17 protein-coding genes are annotated in these 21,423 nt (G+C 63.7%); 9 read left to right on the top strand and 8 right to left on the bottom strand.

The features are described 5' to 3' along the window. The first annotated feature begins 109 nt into the window (after window positions 1-109). Together ACFWEM_RS14490 and ACFWEM_RS14485 are read left to right on the top strand one after the other, a co-directional pair. Window positions 110-688: a sigma-70 family RNA polymerase sigma factor gene (locus tag ACFWEM_RS14490; RefSeq protein WP_003940953.1), complete on the top strand. Its 579-nt coding sequence runs from the start codon at window positions 110-112 to the stop codon at window positions 686-688. After that, window positions 672-1,616 (top strand): anti-sigma-D factor RsdA, encoded by a 945-nt coding sequence (locus ACFWEM_RS14485; protein ID WP_378534413.1) that lies wholly within the window; start codon window positions 672-674, stop codon window positions 1,614-1,616. Before ACFWEM_RS14490 ends, ACFWEM_RS14485 begins: the two co-directional genes overlap by 17 nt. A gap of 87 nt (window positions 1,617-1,703) precedes the next feature. On the opposite strand, the gene ACFWEM_RS14480 is transcribed toward ACFWEM_RS14485, so the two are convergent. Then, window positions 1,704-2,108: a DUF5319 domain-containing protein gene (locus ACFWEM_RS14480; protein WP_003940777.1), complete on the bottom strand. Its 405-nt coding sequence runs from the start codon at window positions 2,106-2,108 to the stop codon at window positions 1,704-1,706. 243 nt (window positions 2,109-2,351) lie between these two features. On the opposite strand from ACFWEM_RS14480, the gene guaB reads away from it, so the two are divergent. The 3 genes from guaB (at window position 2,352) to ACFWEM_RS14465 (ending at window position 6,970) form a co-directional block, all read left to right on the top strand. Beyond that, window positions 2,352-3,875: an IMP dehydrogenase gene (gene guaB, locus ACFWEM_RS14475; protein ID WP_283303226.1), complete on the top strand. Its 1,524-nt coding sequence runs from the start codon at window positions 2,352-2,354 to the stop codon at window positions 3,873-3,875. Window positions 3,876-3,902: 27 nt separating this feature from the next. Continuing rightward, complete coding sequence (locus ACFWEM_RS14470) at window positions 3,903-5,042, top strand: GuaB3 family IMP dehydrogenase-related protein (protein ID WP_003940976.1); 1,140 nt, start codon at window positions 3,903-3,905, stop codon at window positions 5,040-5,042. Between the two features lie 173 nt (window positions 5,043-5,215). After that, window positions 5,216-6,970, top strand: coding sequence for a GMC oxidoreductase (locus tag ACFWEM_RS14465; protein WP_378534410.1), 1,755 nt, complete (start codon window positions 5,216-5,218; stop codon window positions 6,968-6,970). 71 nt (window positions 6,971-7,041) lie between these two features. On the opposite strand, the gene ACFWEM_RS14460 is transcribed toward ACFWEM_RS14465, so the two are convergent. Both ACFWEM_RS14460 and ACFWEM_RS14455 read right to left on the bottom strand, forming a co-directional pair. Further along, entirely contained in the window at window positions 7,042-8,799 is a 1,758-nt protein-coding gene (locus ACFWEM_RS14460) for an Ig-like domain-containing protein (RefSeq protein WP_378534408.1), read from the bottom strand. A gap of 51 nt (window positions 8,800-8,850) precedes the next feature. Continuing rightward, window positions 8,851-10,620 (bottom strand): Ig-like domain-containing protein, encoded by a 1,770-nt coding sequence (locus ACFWEM_RS14455; protein ID WP_378534405.1) that lies wholly within the window; start codon window positions 10,618-10,620, stop codon window positions 8,851-8,853. A gap of 367 nt (window positions 10,621-10,987) precedes the next feature. Here ACFWEM_RS14455 and guaA point away from each other — a divergent pair, with 367 nt between their 5' ends. Continuing rightward, on the top strand, window positions 10,988-12,559 hold the full coding sequence (gene guaA / locus ACFWEM_RS14450; protein ID WP_020969072.1) for a glutamine-hydrolyzing GMP synthase: 1,572 nt from the start codon (window positions 10,988-10,990) through the stop codon (window positions 12,557-12,559). Between the two features lie 55 nt (window positions 12,560-12,614). Here guaA and ACFWEM_RS14445 read toward each other — a convergent pair whose 3' ends face one another. Together ACFWEM_RS14445 and ACFWEM_RS14440 are read right to left on the bottom strand one after the other, a co-directional pair. Further along, complete coding sequence (locus ACFWEM_RS14445; protein WP_378534403.1) at window positions 12,615-12,848, bottom strand: hypothetical protein; 234 nt, start codon at window positions 12,846-12,848, stop codon at window positions 12,615-12,617. Beyond that, the gene (locus ACFWEM_RS14440; protein ID WP_378534401.1) at window positions 12,845-14,239 is read right to left on the bottom strand and encodes a PspC domain-containing protein; all 1,395 of its coding nucleotides are present in this window, start codon (window positions 14,237-14,239) and stop codon (window positions 12,845-12,847) included. Before ACFWEM_RS14440 ends, ACFWEM_RS14445 begins: the two co-directional genes overlap by 4 nt. 236 nt (window positions 14,240-14,475) lie before the next feature. On the opposite strand from ACFWEM_RS14440, the gene ACFWEM_RS14435 reads away from it, so the two are divergent. The 3 genes from ACFWEM_RS14435 to ACFWEM_RS14425 are packed head-to-tail and all read left to right on the top strand — an operon-like array spanning window position 14,476 to window position 17,916. Further along, a complete protein-coding gene (locus ACFWEM_RS14435) occupies window positions 14,476-15,756 on the top strand; it encodes a PspC domain-containing protein (protein WP_378534594.1) in 1,281 nt (426 codons plus the stop codon). Further along, complete coding sequence (locus tag ACFWEM_RS14430; RefSeq protein ID WP_003940972.1) at window positions 15,753-16,412, top strand: response regulator transcription factor; 660 nt, start codon at window positions 15,753-15,755, stop codon at window positions 16,410-16,412. Before ACFWEM_RS14435 ends, ACFWEM_RS14430 begins: the two co-directional genes overlap by 4 nt. Before the next feature lie 49 nt (window positions 16,413-16,461). Beyond that, window positions 16,462-17,916 carry an MFS transporter gene (locus ACFWEM_RS14425; protein WP_378534399.1) on the top strand — a complete coding sequence of 485 codons (1,455 nt, stop codon included), beginning with the start codon at window positions 16,462-16,464 and terminating at the stop codon, window positions 17,914-17,916. On the opposite strand, the gene ACFWEM_RS14420 is transcribed toward ACFWEM_RS14425, so the two are convergent. The 3 genes from ACFWEM_RS14420 to ACFWEM_RS14410 all read right to left on the bottom strand — a co-directional run bounded on the left by ACFWEM_RS14420 (window position 17,913) and on the right by ACFWEM_RS14410 (window position 21,403). Continuing rightward, the gene (locus ACFWEM_RS14420; RefSeq protein ID WP_378534397.1) at window positions 17,913-19,121 is read right to left on the bottom strand and encodes an MFS transporter; all 1,209 of its coding nucleotides are present in this window, start codon (window positions 19,119-19,121) and stop codon (window positions 17,913-17,915) included. The genes ACFWEM_RS14425 and ACFWEM_RS14420 overlap by 4 nt on opposite strands. Before the next feature lie 192 nt (window positions 19,122-19,313). Continuing rightward, entirely contained in the window at window positions 19,314-20,708 is a 1,395-nt protein-coding gene (locus ACFWEM_RS14415) for a sensor histidine kinase (RefSeq protein ID WP_378534395.1), read from the bottom strand. Next, complete coding sequence (locus ACFWEM_RS14410) at window positions 20,705-21,403, bottom strand: response regulator transcription factor (RefSeq protein WP_378534393.1); 699 nt, start codon at window positions 21,401-21,403, stop codon at window positions 20,705-20,707. Before ACFWEM_RS14410 ends, ACFWEM_RS14415 begins: the two co-directional genes overlap by 4 nt. Window positions 21,404-21,423: the final 20 nt, after the last annotated feature.

Here is a 21,423-nt window from a genome sequence, read left to right as displayed (position 1 = left end):
GGCATGCGGAGACCAGCCGGTCCGGATGGTTACTCTTAGAGGGTTCCGCTGAGAGCGGGAGCACACCCGCTCGGGAGGTGCCACTGTAACGCCAGGATTTTCGCTGACGATGACAAATACGAGCGATGAGTTGGACACCGCGGTCGCCGCTGCTGCGCAGGGCGACCGTACAGCTCTAGCTTTGGTTCTGGAGAACATCCGACCGATGGTGGTGCGCTACTGCCGCGGTCGAGTGGGTGCGGCCGAGCGAGGACACCTGTCCGCTGACGACGTCGCACAGGAAGTGTGTCTGGCCGTGATGACCGCGCTGCCGCGTTATCAAGACCAGGGACGCCCGTTCATGGCCTTTGTGTACGGAATTGCGGCACACAAGGTTGCGGACGCACATCGAAGCTCCGCCCGTAACAAGTCGGAGCCCGTTTCCGAAGTACCGGATGTAATAGCACTGGATGATGGTCCCGAACAGCGAGCTCTCGATTCGGAATCCAGCAGACAGATGCACGAACTGCTCGGCACACTTCCGGAGAAGCATCGAGAAATCTTGATACTTCGCCTGGTGGTCGGGATGTCGGCCGAAGAAACGGCCGTCGCCGTCGGTAGTACCGCCGGAGCTGTACGAGTCGCTCAGCACAGGGCGATCGCGAAACTGAAAAAAGAAGTAACGAAAGCAGGTGAGAGCTTTGGCTAGAGACGAGGAGCGTGACGCTTCGAATCTCGGTGATCTCGCCGACGACGGTACGCCAGTGGATTTGGCTGCGGTTCGGCGTGACGATGCGCTGATCGAATCCATTTCGAGTGGTGGGCCGGTAGCAACCGATAGCACCGAACAGTACGAACTTGCGTTGATTCTCTCGCAATGGCGTGACGATGTCGTTGCGACTCCGATGCCCGAGGGTCCGTTGTTGGACGACGTCATCGCTGCGATCACAGCGACGCCGTCCGGCTTCTCCGATCGTCAGCGTTCACGTTCACGTTCCCGTTCCCGATTGCGAGTGGTCCGCCCGATCGCCGCCGCCGCAGCTGTGGCAGCAGTGGTCTTCGGTGGCGCCACGGCGATGGCGTACGACGCCCAGCCCGGCGATGCTCTTTGGGGCGTCAAGCAGGTCGTCTTCGCCGACGAGGCAAACTCGACGGTGGCGAAAATCGACACGACCTCCGAGCTGGAGAAGGCCGAGCGTCTGTTGGCTGCTGGGGACATTCCCGCGGCAAAGATGGTGTTGGACAACGCAGCTCACCGTGCCGATGCGGTCAAGGACTCGCAGGACAAGACGGATCTCGTCGAGCGCTGGGGCAAGTTGATGACGCAGGTCCAGGAGACCACGTCACCCGCCGTACCGCCGTTGACGACCGACCAGCAGTCCTCGATTGCCACCTCTCCCACGGCGATTCCGGGGATCTCAGTCAATCCGGCCAACCCTCAGCTGCCTGGCGGCGTGACCACGACGACAACGCCCAACCCTGGAATCATGCAGGCGCCTGGTCCAAGCGCGGCGTCGTCGACACCGTCATCGTCGCCCACGGCAACGACCACGACGACGACGACAACAACTACGACAACGACGTCACTGGCTCCGGCCTCGTCGCCGTCGGGTGATTCTTCTTCACCCCCGCCCTGATCGCATCGCTGCGATCCGAGTCATACGAAAGTGGCCGACAAGCAATTGCTTGTCGGCCACTTTCGTATGAACTTGGTGGGGTTTCGCTCAGCTGTCGAAACCGTCGCCGTGCATCGCCTCGTTCATCGACGCGTCGGCGTATCCGCGGCAGTAGTCCCACGTGACATATGCCTCAGGCATCGGGTCGTAGGCAGGCTCGTGGGGGCGGACGGTTCCGTCCACGAGGAGCTGCAGCAGGTTTGCACGCAGCATGTCCCAGTCGTGGTAGTGATCTTGTTGGCAGTCCTCGCAGCACACTACGAGACCGCGGATGCCGCGGTGAGCGAGGAGTGCCTCGTAAACGGCGAGGTCAGCGAGATCCTCCTCGACCGCTTGGCGTTCGTGGGGGTCGAGTGGTTGGCCCGGCTCGATGGCATCGAGAGCCGCGGAGGGGTCAGCTGGGTCGCCGGCGAAGGGATCTGGCGGCAGACCGGGGGGCAGTTGATCACGCACAGCACCACGGTACGCAGGTCAGGGGGGTCAGCGCCACTTGTTACGCGTACCCGCAGCGTGGGTGGGATGGTTCGGACCTTTGAGTGAGCCGATACCATGGTGTGCAACGCCGGGAAAAGGTGCCAGGAATATCTTTCTGTGCAGGTGCCTTCTATCCGATATCCAGCTTTCGTAATCCGTTTCGAGGCGGCTGCTACAGCGGTCGCCCTGGGCGAATCTAGGTCCATGGAGGGTCCTGACCGCATGAGTAGTTCTGCAGGACATGTACACACCGGAGGAGACGACCCCAACAAGGTCGCGATGCTGGGACTGACATACGACGACGTGCTGCTGTTGCCTGCCGCGTCGGACGTCATCCCGAGCCAGGTCGACACGTCCAGTCAACTGACTCGCGACATCCGTCTGCGGATCCCGTTGGTCAGTTCTGCGATGGACACAGTCACCGAGTCGCGCATGGCAATTGCGATGGCCCGCGCCGGCGGCATGGGTGTACTGCACCGCAACTCGTCGGTCGACGTCCAGGCAGGGCAGGTCGAGACCGTAAAGCGTTCCGAGGCCGGCATGGTGACCGATCCCGTCACGTGTAAGCCGACCGACACGATGGGTGAGGTCGACGCGAAGTGCGCTCGCTTCCGCATCTCGGGTCTGCCGGTCACCGACGACGCCGGCCAGTTGGTCGGCATCGTCACGAACCGTGACATGCGTTTCGAGGTCGACCAGAACCGCCCGGTCGTCGAGATCATGACGAAGATGCCGCTGATCACCGCTCAGGAAGGCGTCACCGCAGACGTAGCACTGGGCCTCCTCCGTCGGCACAAGATCGAGAAGCTGCCTATCGTCGACGGCAACGGCAAGCTCACCGGTCTGATCACGGTCAAGGACTTCGTCAAGACCGAACAGCATCCCGACGCCACCAAGGACCGCGACGGTCGGCTGCTCGTCGGCGCTGCAGTGGGTGCAGGCGACGACGCTTTCCAGCGTGCGATGGCGCTCACCGATGCCGGTGTGGACGTACTGGTGGTGGACAGTGCACACGGGCATTCGTCCAACGTTCTCGACATGATCGCCAAGCTGAAGCGTGAACTGGGCGAGCGGGTTCAGATCATCGGTGGCAACGTCGCCACGCGCGCGGGTGCCTTGGCTCTCGTCGAAGCCGGCGTCGACGCCGTCAAGGTCGGAGTCGGCCCTGGTTCCATCTGCACCACCCGCGTCATCGCCGGTGTCGGTGCCCCTCAGGTCACGGCCATCCTGGAAGCTGTTGCCGCGTGCAAGCCTCTCGGTGTGCCCGTCATCGCTGACGGTGGACTCCAGTTCTCCGGTGACATCGCGAAGGCTCTCGCCGCGGGTGCGTCGACGGCCATGCTGGGCTCGCTCCTGGCCGGTACCGCTGAATCGCCCGGAGAACTGATCCTGGTCGGCGGCAAGCAGTTCAAGAGCTACCGCGGCATGGGTTCGCTCGGCGCGATGCAGTCGCGTGGTGAGGCCAAGTCGTACTCCAAGGACCGGTACTTCCAGGACGACGTACTTTCCGAGGACAAGTTGGTTCCGGAAGGCATCGAAGGACGTGTTCCGTTCCGTGGCCCGCTCTCCCAGGTGACGCATCAGCTTACCGGTGGTCTGCGCGCTGCCATGGGTTACACGGGGTCGGCGACGATCGAGCACCTGCAGAACGCTCAGTTCGTCCAGATCACGGCGGCCGGTTTGAAGGAAAGCCATCCGCACGACATCACGATGACTGTCGAAGCACCCAACTACACCGCTCGTTAGCAACCAGTACACGAGAAAGGGGCGCGCGTGCGCGACCTCGTTGAGATCGGCATGGGTCGAACGGCCCGACGTACCTACGAGTTGGACGATGTGAACATCGTTCCCTCCCGGCGAACTCGTTCGTCGAAGGAGGTGTCGACTGCTTGGCAGCTCGACGCTTACAGGTTCGACATTCCAGTCCTCGCACATCCCACCGACGCGTTGGTCTCACCGACCTTCGCGATCGAGCTGGGAAAGCGCGGCGGCCTCGGTGTCATCAACGGTGAAGGCCTGTGGGGCCGTCACCCCGATGTCGAGGAGAAGCTCCGGCGTCTCGTCGAGATCGCCGAGAAGGACGGTGGGGTCGACGCGGCCATCCGTTATCTGCAGGAGTTGCACGCGGCACCGCTGCAGGCCGGTCTTCTGGCCGCCGCGGTCGCGCAGGTCCGTGATTCGGGGGTCACCACTGCCGTTCGCGTCAGCCCGCAGAATGCGCGCGCACTGACGCCTGAGCTGATCAAGGCCGGAATCGACCTGTTGGTCGTCCACGGCACGATCATCTCGGCCGAGCACGTCGTGCACACCGAGCAGGAACCGCTCAACCTCAAGACGTTCATCTCGGAACTCGACGTTCCGGTTGTCGCGGGTGGGGTCAGTGACCACCGCACCGCCCTGCACCTGATGCGTACCGGCGCTGCCGGCGTCATCGTCGGGTACGGCTCCACCGAGGGCGCAACCACCACCGGTGAGGTCTTGGGTATCGGTGTTCCGATGGCCACGGCAATTGCCGACGCCGCAGCAGCCAGGCGCGACTACCTCGACGAGACGGGTGGACGCTACGTCCACGTCATCGCCGACGGTGACATAGCAACCTCGGGCGATCTGGCGAAGGCCATCGCCTGCGGTGCGGACGCTGCAGTCCTGGGAACGCCGCTGGCCGTGTCGGCCGAGGCGCCCGGTGGCGGCTGGTACTGGCCGTCCGCTGCGGCTCATCCTTCGGTTCCTCGAGGAGCGCTTCTCCCGGTTTCCTACGGTGAGCGTCCGAGTCTCGACCAGGTTCTGAGCGGTCCGTCGGATGACCCGTACGGTTCGCTGAACTTCGTCGGCGGTCTTCGTCGGTCGATGGCCAAGGCCGGGTACTCCGACCTCAAGGAGTTCCAGAAGGTCGGGCTGACGGTCCGCGCGTAATTTGTACCTTTCTGTGGCCCTGGTTCCTCGTGAACCGGGGCCACAGTTCGTTGTGCAGGACTTTCGTCCGTTCCTGATACTTGCGGTTACGCTTATGAGACCCCTTGTGGTGGTAGTCACAAGGAATAGGTGCATACTGGCGGGTAACTACGGTTCACGGTGGAGGTGTCCTGATGGGCAAGCAACGGGCAACGGACTACGACGTACTGATCGTCGGATCCGGGTTCGGCGGAAGCGTGAGCGCGCTTCGTCTCGTGGAGAAGGGCTACAAGGTCGGCGTCATCGAAGCCGGCCGACGGTATGCCGACGAAGATTTCGCGAAGACCAGTTGGGATCTCAAGAAGTTCCTCTGGGCTCCGAAGCTGGGGTGCTTCGGCATTCAGCGCGTGCACCTGTTGCGCGACTGCCTCATTCTCGCGGGCGCAGGCGTCGGCGGCGGGTCGTTGAACTACGCCAACACGCTGTACCAGCCGCCGGAGCCGTTCTTCCAGGACAAGCAGTGGGCGCACATCACCGACTGGCGCAGCGAGCTCACGCCGTACTACGAGCAGGCTCAGAAGATGCTCGGCGTCGTCCAGAATCCGCACATGACGCCCGCCGACGAGATCATGAAGTCGGTCGCCGACGACATGGGCGTCGGAGACACGTTCATCCAGACGCCCGTCGGCGTCTACTTCGGTGAGCCGGGCAAGAAGGCGAAGGACCCGTACTTCGGCGGCGTCGGACCCGAGCGCACCGGTTGCATCGAGTGTGGCGAGTGCATGACGGGCTGCCGTCACGGAGCGAAGAACACTCTCCTCAAGAACTACCTCGGCCTTGCCGAGACCGCTGGGGCCGAGATCATTCCGATGACCACCGTGTCCGGACTTCGTGAGGCTCGCGACGGTTCGTGGGACGTGTTCACCGAGCGAACCGGTGCATTCGGACGCAAGAACCGCCGCACGTACACGGCTGCGAACGTCATTCTCGCGGCCGGAACGTGGGGCACTCAGCATCTGCTCTTCGACATGAAGGACACCGGAGCGCTGCCCAAGCTTTCCGACAAGCTCGGCGAGCTGACTCGAACGAACTCCGAATCCATTGTCGGCGCAGGCAAGTACAAGGTCGATCCCGCACTCGACCTGACCCGCGGAGTGGCGATCACGTCGTCGTTCCACCCGAGTAGTGACACCCACATCGAGCCGGTCCGCTACGGCAAGGGTTCCAACGCGATGGGACTCCTTCAGACCTTGATGACGGACGGCGGCGGCACGACACCGCGGTGGATCAAGTTCCTCGGTGTGGTCGCGAAGAACCCGTACCAGATGCTGCGCATGCTGACGGTCAAGGACTGGAGCGAGCGCACGATCATTGCCCTGGTCATGCAGAACCTCGACAACTCGATCACCACTTACACGAAGAAGGGCCTGTTCGGTCGACGCAAGGTCACCAGCAAGCAGGGCCACGGTCAGCCGAACCCGACGTGGATTCCGGAAGGCAACGAGGCGACGCGTCGAGTTGCCGCGAAGATCGACGGCGTCGCAGGCGGTACGTGGGGCGAGATCTTCAACGTTCCGCTGACGGCGCACTTCCTCGGCGGTTGCGCTATCGCGTCGGATTCCGAACACGGGGTCATCGATCCCTACCACCGCGTCTACGGTTACCCGACGCTCAGCGTCGTCGACGGCGCAGCGGTCTCGGCCAATCTCGGTGTGAATCCCTCGCTGACCATTGCCGCTCAGGCCGAGCGCTCGGCCTCGCTGTGGCCGAACAAGGGGGAGACGGACCTGCGTCCCGCCCAGGGCAGCGGTTACGAGCGTTTGGCTCCGATCGCACCCAAGTCGCCCGTGGTGCCGGCGTCGGCTCCGGCCGCGCTGGTTCTGCCGATCGTGAAGATCACCGGCGGCAAGACTGCTGCCGCTGTTCCGGCGGAGCCTGCAGCCGGATAAGATCGCCGCAAACGAAGACGGGGCGTGTCGTCGAAGATTCGACGACACGCCCCGTCTCTGTTTCAACGGTGTCAGCCTCCTAGTGACCCGAACAGGGTGCCGAGGTCGAGGCTGCCGGTCCCGCCTCCGGGTCCACCGTCCGTATCACCGGGGACGGTCAGGGTCTGCGGCGCAGAGGCGGAGGACGTGTAGCCCGAAGCGCCCACGAATTCGGCAGTGACACTGTAGGTCCCGGAGTTGTAGAACGTCGCCGGTACCGTCGCGACACCGTTGACCACGTCGACCGGTCCGCCGATGAGGGTGTCACCGACCTTGAACTGGACCTTGCCCGTGGCGCCGGCCGGATCGATCGTTGCCTTGAGCGTCACCGGGGTGTTCTTCTGGACGGTTCCGACGGCGTCGAGAACCGTAGTCGTCTCGACGTCAGCCGGAGCCGGTGTCGTGACGCTGACCGGGAATGCCGGGGCAGCAGACGGCGCGAATCCTGGTGAGCCGGTGAACTTCGCGACAACCTTGTGCGTTCCGGTCGAGGCGAAGGTGTACGGAGCGATAGCAACTCCGTCGGTTCCGACTGTGGCACTGACCGTTTCGGTGCCGTCGACGATGAAGTCGACGGTGCCGCCGGTACCCTGCGGATCGACCTTGGCGGTGAGGTTCACGTCCTGACCGACCTTCGCGGTCGATGGCGAAACCGTGGCAGTCGTGGTCACGGCGTCAGGCGGCGCGTCCGTCGTGACGGTCACGATCTTGGCCGACGCCGACGTCGACGCCAGGAATCCGGGTGCGCCGCTGTAGCTCGCGGTGATGGAGTGCGGCCCGTCCTCGGTGAAGGTCGGGGAGATACTGGCCGATCCGGCTGCTACCGACGCCGCGTCGCCGAGTGGGTTGTCGCCGTCGAAGAACTGGACGGTTCCGCCGGTTGCGCCGCCACTGATGTTGGCTGATAGCGTGACGGGCGTTCCGTTCTTGGCGTTGGCCGGTCCGACGACCGTGGTGGTGGTTGCCTTGTCCGCCTCGATGATTCGCGTGGTGGCGAGGGGTCCGGCGCCGCTGTTGAGGGGGCCGTTCTCGGCGTCACGCGGGGTGCACCGCGTGGGCGCCCAGGCGGTGATGACCAGGGTGGCCTTGGGGAGGAACGTGAGGAAGTTGCGATCGTTGTTCCAGGCTCCTGCGCTACCGCCGGTGCGTACCTTCATGGCTACCTCGCCCGAGTCGCCGGCCTTGAGAACTGCCTTGACCTGGGGGAGTTGGAACTGGGTGTAGCCGTCGGCATTGTTGGAGCCGTCGACGTTCTTGCCGGTCGCCTTGACGACGATTCCGCCCTCGGAGCTGGTGCTCGAACTCGGGCTGTTTCCGATGACCTGGTTGTTTCCGGAAAGGCGCAGAATCGTTCCGTTGGGATCGACGTTGCCGTTCTCGTTGACGCGCAGGATGTTCGGCGCGACACCGCTGAGCCCTGCCGAAGTTCCGGGAACGATGGTGGCTTCCACCAAGGTGGCATTCGCGGGAACGTCGACGTCGACCTTGATACGGGAGACGTTCTGGACGGTCGCCCCCGAAGCGGAGCCGGGGAAGGCGATGGGGCCCGGTTGGATGGTGACCTCGAAGGTTTCACCGGCACCGATGGATTCCGGTGCGTCGACGATGACCGAGCCGGACTGGGATTGCGTGGTCGGACCGGCGACTGCGGACGGGGTTGCCAGGCAACTCGTGCCGAAGGTTGTTGTCACGGGGGCCGCTGATGCGGGGATTCCCGCGAGGATGACGCCACTGGCGAGTGCCGTGGCGGCGATCGGCGCCGCGATGCGACGTCTGGAGTACACGAACATGGATTCTCCTGAGCTGGGTACGGGAGTGGTGTCCAAAGCTGATGTGGGGGATTAGCTTCCGAAGAGCGGGATGAGGCCGCTGAGCGAACCGGTGTCCACGCTTCCGGTGCCGCCGCCGTCGGTCGGTGCGGTGCCGACCTGCACGACCGTCGGGCCGGAGACGGAGTTCTTCCAACCGGCGCCGCCGACGAAGTTGGCAGTGAGGCCGAAGGTTCCCTCGTCGTCGAAGGTGTGCGTGAGCGTCGCGACGCCGTTGACCACGGCAACGGGTGCGCCGATGGGCGTCGTGCCGGACTTGAACTGGATCATTCCGTTTGCTGTTCCGGGTGCGACGGTGGCCTTGAGCTGCAATGCCTTTCCGACCTGAGCCGATCCGCTGACGGTCAGAGACGTCGTGGTGTCGGCGCGAGCGGGTTCGGGATCGGTCACGTTCACCGTGAACGACGTGGACGTGGAGCCGATGAATCCGGTTCCGCCGGAGAACTCTGCCGTCACGGCTGCAGCGCCCGCTGATGCGAAGGTGTGCGGGAGGATCGCGACGCCGTCGCCCGTGCCGACCGGTGCGGTACCGACCTCGGCGCCGTCGACCGTGAACGTCACGGTTCCGCTGCTCGGGATGGGGGAGACGGTGGCCGAGAGGTTGGTCGGTTCACCGACAACAGCGGTGAGTGGTTCGACAACTGTGGTCGTGGTTCCCCAGTCGGGATCGCTGACGTCGAGTTGGGTTGCGGCGGAGACGGAATCGCCGTAGCCGGCGTCGCCGGTGAACACTGCGGTGAAGCTGTGGGTGCCGGAAGCGTCGTAGCTGCGGGTCAGGGAAGCCGTTCCGTTGACCACAGCCACCGGTGCGCCGAGGTTGGTGTCGCCGTCCTTGAACTGCACTGTGCCCACGGCGTTTGCCGGTGTGACGACGGCGCTCACGGTGATGCTGTCGCCGACCAACGCGGCGTTCGGGGCCGAAATCGTAGTGGTGGTGTCCGCGGAGACGTCGACGGTCTGGACTCCGGAGGTCGAGCTGTGGAATCCCGAACCGGCGTTGTACGCGGCGGTGATGTCGTGGGCGCCGACGCTGTCGAAGGTGTGGGAGAGGGTGGCACTACCGCCCGAAACCGGGACCGGTGAGCCGATGTCGTTTCCGCCGTCCTTGAACTGGACGGTTCCGGTCGCGTTGGACGGCGCAACCGTTGCGGTCAGGTCGACCGGTGTGCCGACCTTCGCCGTTGCCGGTGCAACCAGTGTGGTTCCGGTGGCGACCGACGGGTCGACTACCTGGACGTTGACGTTGATCGGGTTGAGGCCCTGCTGTGTGCTGAAGGCGTTGACGTCGAAGAGCATGCCGCTGTCGTACGTCCCGAAGGCTGTTCCGACGGGGACCGTGTAGGTCGCCTCGAGCGTGACGGGTTGGTTCTTCTTGACGACGAATCCACCGACCAGGAAGGTGCAGCCGCTCGAGCACTTCGCGGAGACTCCGCCATCTGATTCGTTGCTGATCGTGGCCCGGTTGGTCACACCCAGGTAGGTGGCCTTGGCGCTGCCTGGAACGAGGACGAATCCTGCGGGCGGGATGTCACGGATTTTTGCGATCGACCGTTCGATGCCGCTTTCGTTGTGCTTGATCTCGGTCTTGTACGTGACGGTGTCGCCTGGGTGAACTGACGCGTTCCCGATGACACTCTTCGTGAAGATCAGGTTGTCGGTCGTGCCGGTGAAGCTGGTCGGTGGGGCTTCGTCAGCAGTGGCCGGCGTGCCGAGGACTAGAAGTCCGGCGGCAGCCGTCACAGCCGCGACAGGTATGGCGAGTCGTCGTATGAATCGACGCACAGGTCCTCCTCGAGGTGAGCGCCGTTCGGCGGCGCCGGCCGTTTGCGATCGTGATCCTGATCACTTGACGGGCGAGATTACCTTTACTGGACGTTTGGTTCAGGCGAATCGGTCAAACGTCCAGAAAATTCACCCTTCGTCCATTTCGGGCCCTGGCCTGCGATGATGCCGCTAATTTGATTGCCGAAGCTAAGGTGCGGGTGATTGGGGCGTCGTTGACCTGGACGGTGGTCTAGATCAGTGCGAGGTCGCTGCGCAGTTCTGAGGGTCGGCCTTTGTAGTGACGTACCTCGCGCTCGTTCGGCCGGGGAGCGGGCTGAGTCCATGCATGCGCAGAAGCGCTGGCTGCGGCGATTAGACTGCACCTGTGGCAGATATCGAGCAGCAGAGACCAGTTCTTGTCGTCGACTTCGGGGCGCAGTACGCGCAGTTGATCGCACGGCGAGTTCGCGAAGCCAAGGTCTACTCGGAGGTGATTCCGCACACCACGACCGTCGAGGAGATCGTGGCCAAGAACCCCTTGGCTGTTGTGCTCTCGGGTGGGCCCTCGAGTGTCTACGCAGACGGTGCTCCCAAGCTCGATCCCGCACTGTTCGATCACGACATTCCGGTTTTCGGAATCTGCTACGGATTCCAGGCAATGGCAGGTGCCCTTGGCGGCACCGTAGCCGAGACCGGTACCCGCGAATACGGCCGTACCGACATCGCGGTATCCGGCGGATTGCTCCACGACGGTCTTCCCGCGACGCAGCCGGTATGGATGAGCCACGGCGACGCCGTCACCGAAGCGCCTTCCGGCTTCGAGGTGACCGCGACCAGCGATGGCGCTCCCGTCGCAGCGTTCGAGGACCGCGCCCGCAAGCTCGCAGGCGTGCAGTACCACCCCGAGGTTCTGCATTCACCGCACGGTCAGCAGGTCCTGAGCCGCTTCCTGCACGAGATTGCCGGTATTCCGGCAGCGTGGACCGCGTCCAACATCGCCGATGCGCTGATCGAGCAGGTTCGCGAGCAGGTCGGAGACGGACACGCCATCTGCGGTCTGTCCGGTGGCGTCGACTCCGCCGTCGCTGCGGCTTTGGTCCAGCGCGCAATCGGCGACCGGTTGACATGCGTCTTCGTCGATCACGGTTTGATGCGAGCCGGTGAGCGCACGCAGGTCGAGCAGGACTTCGTCGCGGCAACCGGCGCTCGTCTGATCACCGTGGATGCTGCCGACACCTTCATCGGTGAGTTGGCCGGCGTCACCGATCCCGAGACCAAGCGCAAGATCATCGGCCGCGAGTTCATCCGCAGCTTCGAAGGCGCAGTAAGTGATGTTCTGGGCGAGAACGCATCTCACGGTGCGACCGTGGACTTCCTCGTCCAGGGCACTCTCTACCCGGACGTCGTGGAGTCCGGCGGCGGCACCGGAACCGCAAACATCAAGAGCCATCACAACGTCGGCGGACTTCCGGAAGACCTGCAGTTCAAGTTGGTCGAACCGCTGCGTCTGCTGTTCAAGGACGAGGTCCGTGCCGTCGGACGCGAACTCGGACTGCCGGAAGAGATCGTCGGACGCCAGCCGTTCCCCGGTCCCGGACTGGGTATCCGGATCATCGGTGAAGTCACCCGCGATCGCCTCGAGATCCTGCGTCAGGCAGATTCCATTGCGCGCGAAGAGCTTACGTCTGCAGGCTTGGACGGAACGATCTGGCAGTGCCCGGTGGTTCTTCTCGCCGACGTCCGAAGCGTAGGCGTGCAGGGAGACGGCCGTACGTACGGTCATCCGATCGTGCTGCGTCCGGTCTCCAGTGAAGACGCGATGACCGCGGACTGGACGCGTCTGCCGTACGAGACCCTCGAGCGCATCTCGACTCGAATCACCAACGAGGTTGCGGACGTGAACCGCGTAGTCCTCGACGTGACGAGCAAGCCGCCGGGAACTATCGAGTGGGAGTAAAAACAACTGTGCGCCTTTATTAACCCCCCGCGGTTAATAAAGGCGCACAGCAGTTTTACTTGCGGCTTCGTCGATTCGGCAGGATCACCAGCAGTAGTCCCGCCACGACGGCGGCACCGACGAACAGCCAACGGAATTGAATGTTCGCTGCCGGCGCCAGGGAGAACGGCCCGACCAGTGCCCACACACTGACCAACAGTGCGGCCAGTCCTGCGATCAGCAGAAGTGCCGAGGGGCGCTTGGATTCTCGGGTCTCGTCCTGGTCTGTCGTCTCGTCGTACTCGCTCATGATTGCGTCACCTTCAGACTGCCGAACGTGGCTTTGGCGTTGATGGTCAGTGTGGGCGAATCCGGTGTCGCCGCACGGCCCGGGTGTATTCCGCCGTCGAGGCAACCTGATCCGTCACCCATGACGACGGTGCAGCTGTTCTTGACGTTGACGGTTGGTGGCACGATGACGGTGAACTCACCGAACGACGCCGCGACGTCGATGGTCTTGTCCTCGGTGAACTTGACCCCGTTGAGGTCGAGAGTGAAGCTTCCGAAGGCTCCCGAGTACGACGGATCCAGCTCGGATGCTGTTACCGGAGTCCACCTTTGCTCGCCCGAGGCGTCGAACTCGATCGGGTAGACCAACGAGGCCAGCAGTACGAAACCTACGAGTGGTCCGGTGACGACCAACAGGCCGTATCCCTTTCGGAAGAAAGCCCCGAGAATCAGGCCCAGTGCGATGACAGCCAGTCCGACCGCACCGACTCGGCCGGGAGTGAACCAGTCGTTGCCGGTTGCCGCGCCCGCCGCCCCGGTGACGGCAGCGACGATGATCGCGAGTCCGAGCACTGTCAGCGTCCAACGCGAGCGACGCTTACGTGGTGGCAAAGGCAGCAGCGGCGTGGCCTTGACTGCCGGATCCGGAAGATCCCAGGCGAACGGTGCAACGCCGAGTGGATCCCAGGAGGGCGGTGTGATGGCGGCTTCGCCGATCACCTCGGTCGGATTGGTCGTGACCGAAGATCCCGGGTCCTTGGAGAGACTGATCGTCGGATGATCGGCTTGGAATTGCGGTGACTGCTGTGACTGCTCGGCCGGCCGTTCCTCGGGCACGTAGCTGTCGGGAAGTTTGGTGTACGGCGTGTACATGGGCGGCTGATTGGGTGCGAAGTATCCGGGAGTGAACGGCCCGGGCGTGAAACCCGTGCCTGGATACGCGGTACCCGCACCGACGTACGGTGACGTGCTCTGTGGCAGCGCAGGCGGGACCGGCGCTCGTTGGTAAAGCAGCCACAGGCCTCCGACCATCAGAATCAGCCCGATCAGACCGGAACCACCCAGGCCGACGCCGACGGGGCCGACAGTCGTAGCCGCGATGGCGAGAGCCACCAACAAGACGATGGTCTTGGTGCTGGAATCGGAGCTGTGTCCGCGGCCCATCAACGACTGCGCTGGGGACGATCCGTCACCGGCGCGGGCGAGCACCAACCAGCCGGCGAGGTAGAGAAGGATGCCTGAGCCGCCGAAAATGGTGGAGGCCACGAACGCCACGCGAACCAGAATGGGGTCGACGCCGTACCGGTATCCGATTCCGGCGCATACCCCGGCCACGTGACCTTGTGCCGGCAGACGCACGGGGCGGGTCCGCCACAGATCCTGGATCTGTTCTTGGAAAGTCGGATTGTTCATGAATCAATCCTGGCTTCCGAGGCGGCCTCCGCGCATCAGGGCCAACCCTGATCTTTCTGGTGATCGTGACCAGGGGCAGCGCCCTGATTCAGGGTTGGACCCTGATGTGTGTCTGCGTGGTTCGTGCCAGTATCGACTATGTGCAATATGTGTCAGATCCGCCGTTCGTGAGCGGACCCGCTCCCGGGTTTCCAGGAGGCCCGCCTGTCAACGGGGTACCGGCGCCCGCCGTACCCATGAAGAAGGGTGTGCCCATCCCGGGCGGCGTTCCGCTGCGAAAGTTGGAGCGGCGCTCCGGCGGCCGCATCGTCGCCGGTGTCGCTGGCGGTATCGCCGATCATCTCGGGATCGACGTCCTGAAAGTTCGAGTCGCCTTCGCGATTCTCGCGGCGATGGCCGGGTCCGGCATCGTGATTTACGGCGCCCTCTGGATCTTCACCTCAGCCGGCACGGACACCCAGAAGCCGTCCGCCGCCGAGCGGCAGCGGGCGTACGGATTGATCGCACTCGGTTTGGGCGGCGCTGCGGCGTTGTCGTGGTTGTTCAGTGGCACGGCGGGTTCGGTGCTCGCGCCGTTCTTCGTCGTAGCGATCGGTGCTGCCTTGGTGTGGCGCGAATTCGACTCCGACGGTCCGCGTACCGTCATCGGCTTGCCGCAGCGGCCAACCGTTCTCACGTGGGCGCGCGTGGTCGGGGGCGCCACGCTGATCGTCCTGGGTCTCGGCGTCGTCGTCCTGGCGCAGGTCGACCTCGAAGCATTGCGATCGTCCCTCTTGGCTGTGGTGGTCACGCTCATCGGTGTCGGATTGTTGACAGTGCCGTTGTGGCTGCGGATGTGGCGTGCTCTCGGCGCCGAGCGTGCGGCCCGAATTCGCAACGACGAGCGTGAAGAGATTGCGTCGCATCTGCACGACTCCGTGCTTCAGACTTTGGCGTTGATTCAGAAGCAGTCCGACAATCCGCAAGAAGTTGCGCGACTGGCCCGTGGTCAGGAACGCGAACTGCGCAAGTGGTTGTTCAGTGGCGGGGACATCGACCACACGAGTTTGACGGAAGGCCTGAAGATCATCGCCGGCGAAGTGGAAGACCAACACGGTGTCACGGTCCGCCCCGTCACGGTCGGCGACGTGCAACTCGAAGGCGAGGGCGTCGAGAACGGTCTGCCCAAGGAGGCGTTCACCGCGCTCCTCGGTGCGACGCGCGAAGCTCTCGTCAACTCCGCAAAGCACTCGGGGGAGAAGGAAATCAATCTGTTCGCCGAGGTCGAGGGCGACCAAGTCAGTGTGTTCGTGCGGGATCGCGGCGTCGGATTCGACGTCAATGCTGTGCCGGAGGATCGTCAGGGGTTGGCCAAGTCGATTCGTGGTCGCATCGAACGTCGAGGTGGCCGGGTGGTGGTTCGGTCCGACATCGGAAAGGGCACCGAGATCCGCGTGCACATGCCGCTCGGTGACTCTGCTCTAAAGTGGGACGAGACTGCTGACCGTGTCGACAACCCCGAGGAACAGCCCCAGTGACTTCGCTTGCGCCGCCCCCGTACCGCGTATTTCTTGTCGACGATCATGCAGTGTTCCGCTCCGGGGTGAGGGCGGAACTCTCGCGCGAAGCAGACATGGACGTCGTCGGTGAGGCCGGTGGCGTCGCGGAGGCAATCGCGGGTATCAACTCGACGAAGCCGCACGTCGTTCTACTCGATGTCCACATGCCCGACGGTGGTGGAGTGGCAGTTCTGCGGGGAATCGATTCCGGTCCGGTGTGCTTGGCGCTCAGCGTTTCCGACGCGGCCGAAGACGTGATCGCGGTGATCCGCGGTGGTGCGCGCGGGTACGTGACCAAGACGATCTCGGGATCCGAACTTGCCGAGGGCGTGCGACGCGTTGCCGGTGGTGACGCAGTGTTCGGGCCGCGCCTGGCAGGCTTCGTACTGGACTCCTTCACCGGGCGTTCCAATGCACCGGAGCCGCAACTCGATCCGGAACTCGACTCGCTGACTCCGCGAGAACTCGAGGTATTGCGCTTGCTGGCACGTGGGTACACCTACCGTGAAATCGCCGAGGACCTGGTGATTTCCGTGAAGACCGTCGAGACTCACGCGTCGAATGTCCTGCGAAAAACTCAGCAGTCCAATCGCAATGCGCTGACGCGTTGGGCACATCGCCGCCAGATCGACTGAATTTCCGCGCGCTCTTTCGCGATTGCGTGTGAAGGCGCACCATGGACCGATGACGGAACCACTGGCGCTCGCGTCGAGACGTGGGCGTTGGGTTGTCGCCGCTACCGTTCTCGGCTCGAGCATGGCTCTCCTCGACGGCACCGTCGTCAACATTGCTCTTCCGCATATCGGTGAAGAATTGGGTTCCGGTGTCGCGGGGCTGCAGTGGACTCTCAGCGGTTACACCTTGGCGTTGGCGTCACTGATCCTGCTCGGGGGAGCCCTCGGAGATCGTTGGGGTCGGCGACGGGTATTCGTGTGGGGGACGGTCTGGTTCGCGGTCGCGTCGTTGCTCTGCGGAATTGCACCTGACATCACGTTTCTGGTCATTGCACGGATCCTGCAGGGCGTGGGGGCGGCGCTGTTGACGCCTGGCAGCCTTGCCATCATCTCCGCGTCACTTCGTGAAGAGGACCGCGGCGCAGCCATCGGATTGTGGTCGGGTTTAGGTGGTGTTGCGGGCGCCATCGGACCGCTTTTCGGTGGTTGGCTGGTGGAAGTGGCGGGGTGGCGGTCGGTATTCCTCCTCAACATTCCGCTGGCGGTCGTCGTGGTGTGGGCAGCGGTGCGCCACGTGCCGGAGAGCCGGGATCCGAATCCACCCGAGCATCTGGATGTGGTCGGATCCGTCTGCGCAGTAGTCGGTCTCGGCGCGCTGACGTACGGGCTGATCGAGGTCAACCTGATAGTCGGTCTGATCGGAATGATCGCTCTGTGCCTGTTCGTCGTGGTGGAACGACGCTCACCGAGCGCCTTGGTGCCGCCGTCACTGTTCCGCTCGAGGATGTTCGTCGCAGCTAATTTGGTGACACTTGCGGTCTATGCGGCGCTTGGCGGTGTGTTCTTCCTGCTTGTGCTGCAACTGCAATTGGTTGCCGGGTACTCGCCGGTGGCAGCCGGTGTCGCGACCGTGCCGATCACCTTGGCGCTCTTGCTGTTGTCGTCGAGAGCGGGAAGTTACGCCCAGACCCACGGACCACGACTGCCGATGACGGTCGGACCGGCAGTTGCCGCGGTGGGGTTGGTGCTGATGACGCGTATCGGGCCGGACGCGTCGTACCTGACCGTCGTGTTGCCGGGAGTTCTGGTGTTCGGGCTGGGCCTTGCGGTGATGGTGGCGCCGTTGACTGCCGCGGTGCTCGGCTCGGTGCCGGTGGAGCAGTCGGGAATTGCGTCCGGTGTGAACAATGCCGTTGCCCGCACGAGCCAGCTTCTTGCGGTTGCGGCCTTGCCTGCGCTCGTGGGTATCGACGCCGAGAGTCTGGTCGATCCGACGAATTTCTCCGACGGATTCCGGTACGCGATGTACATCTGCGTGGCGCTGCTGTTGATCGGTGCGGTGATTGCCGCGACGCTGATCCGAACTCCGACTGTAGAGCCTGTTCAGGAAGCGGATTCGGTTGCCTGCAAGCCGCATTGTGATCTGACCGGACCTGCAGTGCAACCGAATCCGATGAGGGACTAGACGCTGATGTCGCGATCTCGGCTGGGCACCAAGGGGATTGCGGCGGCGGGAAACGCTGCGACTATCGCGAAGGCGAGCGGGTAGCCGACCGCGCCGATCAGCGCACCGACCACCGGGCCCACTGCTGACGCGGCGATGAACTGGCCGGTGTTCTGTGCGCCCAACGCTTTTCCTTGCCATTTCGGCCCGGCAGCTTCGGCGACGGATGTGAACGCCAACCCGTTGTCGGCGACGCTGACGGTAGTTGCCAACAGCAGGATCAATGCCGGAACGCTCCATGGCGCTGCGTCGGCTGCTGCCATTGCCAGCATGACCGCAGATGCAGAAACCGCTACCAACCGCAGCGGGCCAACTCTGCTTCCGGCGCGATCACTCCAGAATCCGACAACGATGCGTCCGAGCGCACCCACGAACTGGGAGACCCCGATCAGGAGACCAGCGGGCGCAGCGTCCCATCCTTGCTCGCTGATCAGCCAGACCAGACCGAATGTCGAGAGGGTGAACTGCGGAAACACCAGCAGTGCCGAGACGACGTGAATGCGCCAGAGGAACCAGTTCGAGCGATACGGGTTGACCGATTCGACCGGGATATCTGTGGGCCGCGCCGCCGGTCGCGGGGGATTGATCAATGCGACGGCGCAGATCAGGGCGAGAACGCCGTTGAGAGCTACCGACAATCCGACGGCCGAACCGATTCCGACGTTCGCAGCAAGAGTCGGGATAGTCAGCGACGCAATGGTCACGCCGAGGGGCTGTGACATCTGCCGGATTCCCATCGCGAGGCCGCGCCGGTCCTTGGGAAACCAGCCGACCACAACACGTCCACTGGCGGCGTTGGTGCTCGCCGCAGCCATACCGCCCAGCAGAAATGCGATCCCGAGGAGTGTGTAGTTGTCGGTGGTGGTCGCGGCCAGCGCGGCGATCGCCGTCAGGCCGAGCCCGATGGAGATGACCCATTTCTCGCCGAATCTGTCAGCCATCGCTCCCCACGCCACCAGCGTGAGAACCATACCGAAAGTGGGTGCAGCGGCCAGGGTTCCGGCCTGTGTCAACGAGAGACCGTGCTCGGAATGCAGTAGCGGGATCAGGAAGGCCGGGGTGCTGACGAAGACGGTGCCTGCTGCCTGGGCCGCGACGCCGATTCCGAGCATCGTCCATGCCTTCGGGGAGACGGCCGTCTTTTCCAACCGCGACGCCTGCGTCATGGTGCCCTCCGATTTCTGCGCTGTTCGACGGTGCCCAGGCTACGCGCGCAGTTTCACATGTTGAAACCACAATCCCACTATCTGGTCGGAGGTGGGCGGTGTTGGGTTGCGACATGCCCACCCCTTTTCGAGCGAACGGTACGACGATCGCCTTGGGTGCGCTGAAAGGTACGTTCGCTCGGGGAGGGGGGGTCAGCGATTGGGCAGGCGTACCGTGAAGACGGTGCGCCCGTCCACCTGGTCGACGCCGATGGTGCCGCCGTGCAAGTGCACGTTCTCGACGGCGAGCGAGAGTCCGAGTCCGCTGCCCTCGCTGCGCCCGCGCGCGGTGTCGACCTTGTAGAACCGCCGAAAGATCGCCTGCCGGTCTTCGGGTGAGATGCCGGGGCCGTGGTCGACGACGGTGATGACGGAGAAACCGGGTTCGACGCTCAACTCGACGCGAACCGGGGGCGCTCCGTGGCGCAATGCGTTACCGACGAGGTTGGCGACGACGATGTCGATTCGACGCGAATCCACTCTGGCACTGACATTTTCAAGTGCACTGAGTTCGACGGTTTCGATCCAGCCGCGGCTCTCGAGTGTGCGCTCGGTCAATTCGACGAGGTCGACGTCGTCGAGGACGAGGTGCGCTTGCTGAGAGTCGTGGCGAGACATTTCGATGAGGTCTTCGACAAGTCGAGTGAGCTTGCCGATCTCACTGCTCACGATGCGCGCGGCAGCGGCGGCGTCGGGCGGAAGATTGGGGATCTCTTCACGGAGAATTTCGCTGACCGGCACGAGTGCGGCCAGCGGCGTTCGAAGCTCGTGGGAGACGTCGGCGACAAACCTTCTCGACTGCTCTTCCGATTCTTCCAGGCCTCGGATGACCGCTTCGTTGCGAGCGACCATGTTGTTGAACGTTGTTGTGACCTGGGCGAGTTCGGCTACTCCGTCTTCGGGGAGCCGGACGCTCAGGTCGCCGTCGGCGGCACGGGCGGCGGCTTCGTCCAGGCGTTTGAGCGGACGAACAAGCGTCGACGCGATCCACAGCCCGAGCAGTCCGCTCACCAACACGCCGGCGGCGAGGGTGAGGCCGACAGCTCGAAGCAGGTCGTCGAACTTGTCCTGCACCCCTACCAGCGGCCGGATGGTAACGGCTTTGACCAGTGTCTCGTTGTCGTAGCCGTCGTCTGCGCTCATGTCCACGACATTGACCGACATTCCCAACATGATGCGCTGGGAGTCGAGTCTTTCGAAGCGGATCAGTTTGGGACTGTCCAAACCCTCTTCGAAGCTGGGTGGGATCGTTGCCGCATCCACAGTTCCTTGACGGATGACTTCGCCGTCGGCGATCAGAGTCATGTCGGACTGGAAGATCTGTTCGAGGTTGGCAGGTGTCAACTCGTCTATCGGCACTCCGTTGCTGTACTGCAGTTCGTCGCGAAATTGTGCCGTTGCGACGTCCTGAGCGTTGGAATAGATCCACGACCGCGCCATGAACGAGACGACGCCTGCGGTTGCTCCGGCGATGATCACGACGATTGCGATGAACACGAGCACGAGCCTGGTCCGCAGACCGTCGACCTGAAGCCAGTGCGGTCTCATCGAGCTGAGCTGGTGTTGAAGCGATACCCGAACCCGCGCACCGTTTCGATGACGGTCGGTGCGGCTGGGTCGTCCTCGATCTTTCCGCGCAGCCGCTGCACTGCTGCATCGACGATTCGTGAGTCGCCCAGGTATTCCTGGTCCCAGGCTGCGGACAACAACTGCCTGCGGCTGAGCACCTGTCCGGGATTCTCGGTCAGCGCCAGTATCAGTCGGAGTTCGGTCGGGGTCAGCGTCAGCAGCGTCCCGGCCTTGCGGACCTGCAATGACGACCGATCCAATTCCAGGTCGCCGAACGTCTCTGCACCCGGCGCCACATCTGGACGCGTCGTTGCGGGTGCCGAACGCCGGACGACGGCTTTGATCCGAGCGTCGAGAACACGCGGACTGGCCGGTTTGACGACGTAGTCGTCGGCACCGGCTTCCAGACCGGCAACGGTGTCGATGTCGTCGGATCGAGCGGTCAGAATGATGATCGGGATCGAACTTCGGGTGCGGATACGTCGGCAGATCTCGTAACCGTCGGCTCCCGGCAACCCGAGGTCGAGTAGGACGAGGTCGGTGGCCCCCAGGGCGTCGTCGAAATCGCCGTTACCGTCGGGGCGATGGCTGACGTTGTGCCCGAGTCGGTTCAGTCCCAACGTGATTGCCTCGGCCACGGCTGGATCGTCTTCTATGAAAAGAATGCTCACCATGAGCTCACCTTGGACTCGCC

This window comes from Rhodococcus sp. NPDC060176, from assembly GCF_042728675.1.
Classification (GTDB): domain Bacteria; phylum Actinomycetota; class Actinomycetes; order Mycobacteriales; family Mycobacteriaceae; genus Rhodococcus_F.
This window is presented reverse-complemented; position numbering and strand designations above follow the sequence as displayed.

Bases quoted from the DNA above. Each gene is read 5' to 3' on its own strand.
- ACFWEM_RS14490 (WP_003940953.1), top strand. From the start codon at position 110: ATGACAAATACGAGCGATGAGTTGGACACCGCGGTCGCCGCTGCTGCG.
- guaB (WP_283303226.1), top strand. From the start codon at position 2,352: ATGAGTAGTTCTGCAGGACATGTACACACCGGAGGAGACGACCCCAAC.
- ACFWEM_RS14465 (WP_378534410.1), top strand. From the start codon at position 5,216: ATGGGCAAGCAACGGGCAACGGACTACGACGTACTGATCGTCGGATCC.
- ACFWEM_RS14460 (WP_378534408.1), bottom strand. From the start codon at position 8,799: ATGTTCGTGTACTCCAGACGTCGCATCGCGGCGCCGATCGCCGCCACG.
- ACFWEM_RS14445 (WP_378534403.1), bottom strand. From the start codon at position 12,848: ATGAGCGAGTACGACGAGACGACAGACCAGGACGAGACCCGAGAATCC.
- ACFWEM_RS14440 (WP_378534401.1), bottom strand. From the start codon at position 14,239: ATGAACAATCCGACTTTCCAAGAACAGATCCAGGATCTGTGGCGGACC.
- ACFWEM_RS14435 (WP_378534594.1), top strand. From the start codon at position 14,476: ATGAAGAAGGGTGTGCCCATCCCGGGCGGCGTTCCGCTGCGAAAGTTG.
- ACFWEM_RS14425 (WP_378534399.1), top strand. From the start codon at position 16,462: ATGACGGAACCACTGGCGCTCGCGTCGAGACGTGGGCGTTGGGTTGTC.
- ACFWEM_RS14420 (WP_378534397.1), bottom strand. From the start codon at position 19,121: ATGACGCAGGCGTCGCGGTTGGAAAAGACGGCCGTCTCCCCGAAGGCA.
- ACFWEM_RS14415 (WP_378534395.1), bottom strand. From the start codon at position 20,708: ATGAGACCGCACTGGCTTCAGGTCGACGGTCTGCGGACCAGGCTCGTG.
- ACFWEM_RS14410 (WP_378534393.1), bottom strand. From the start codon at position 21,403: ATGGTGAGCATTCTTTTCATAGAAGACGATCCAGCCGTGGCCGAGGCA.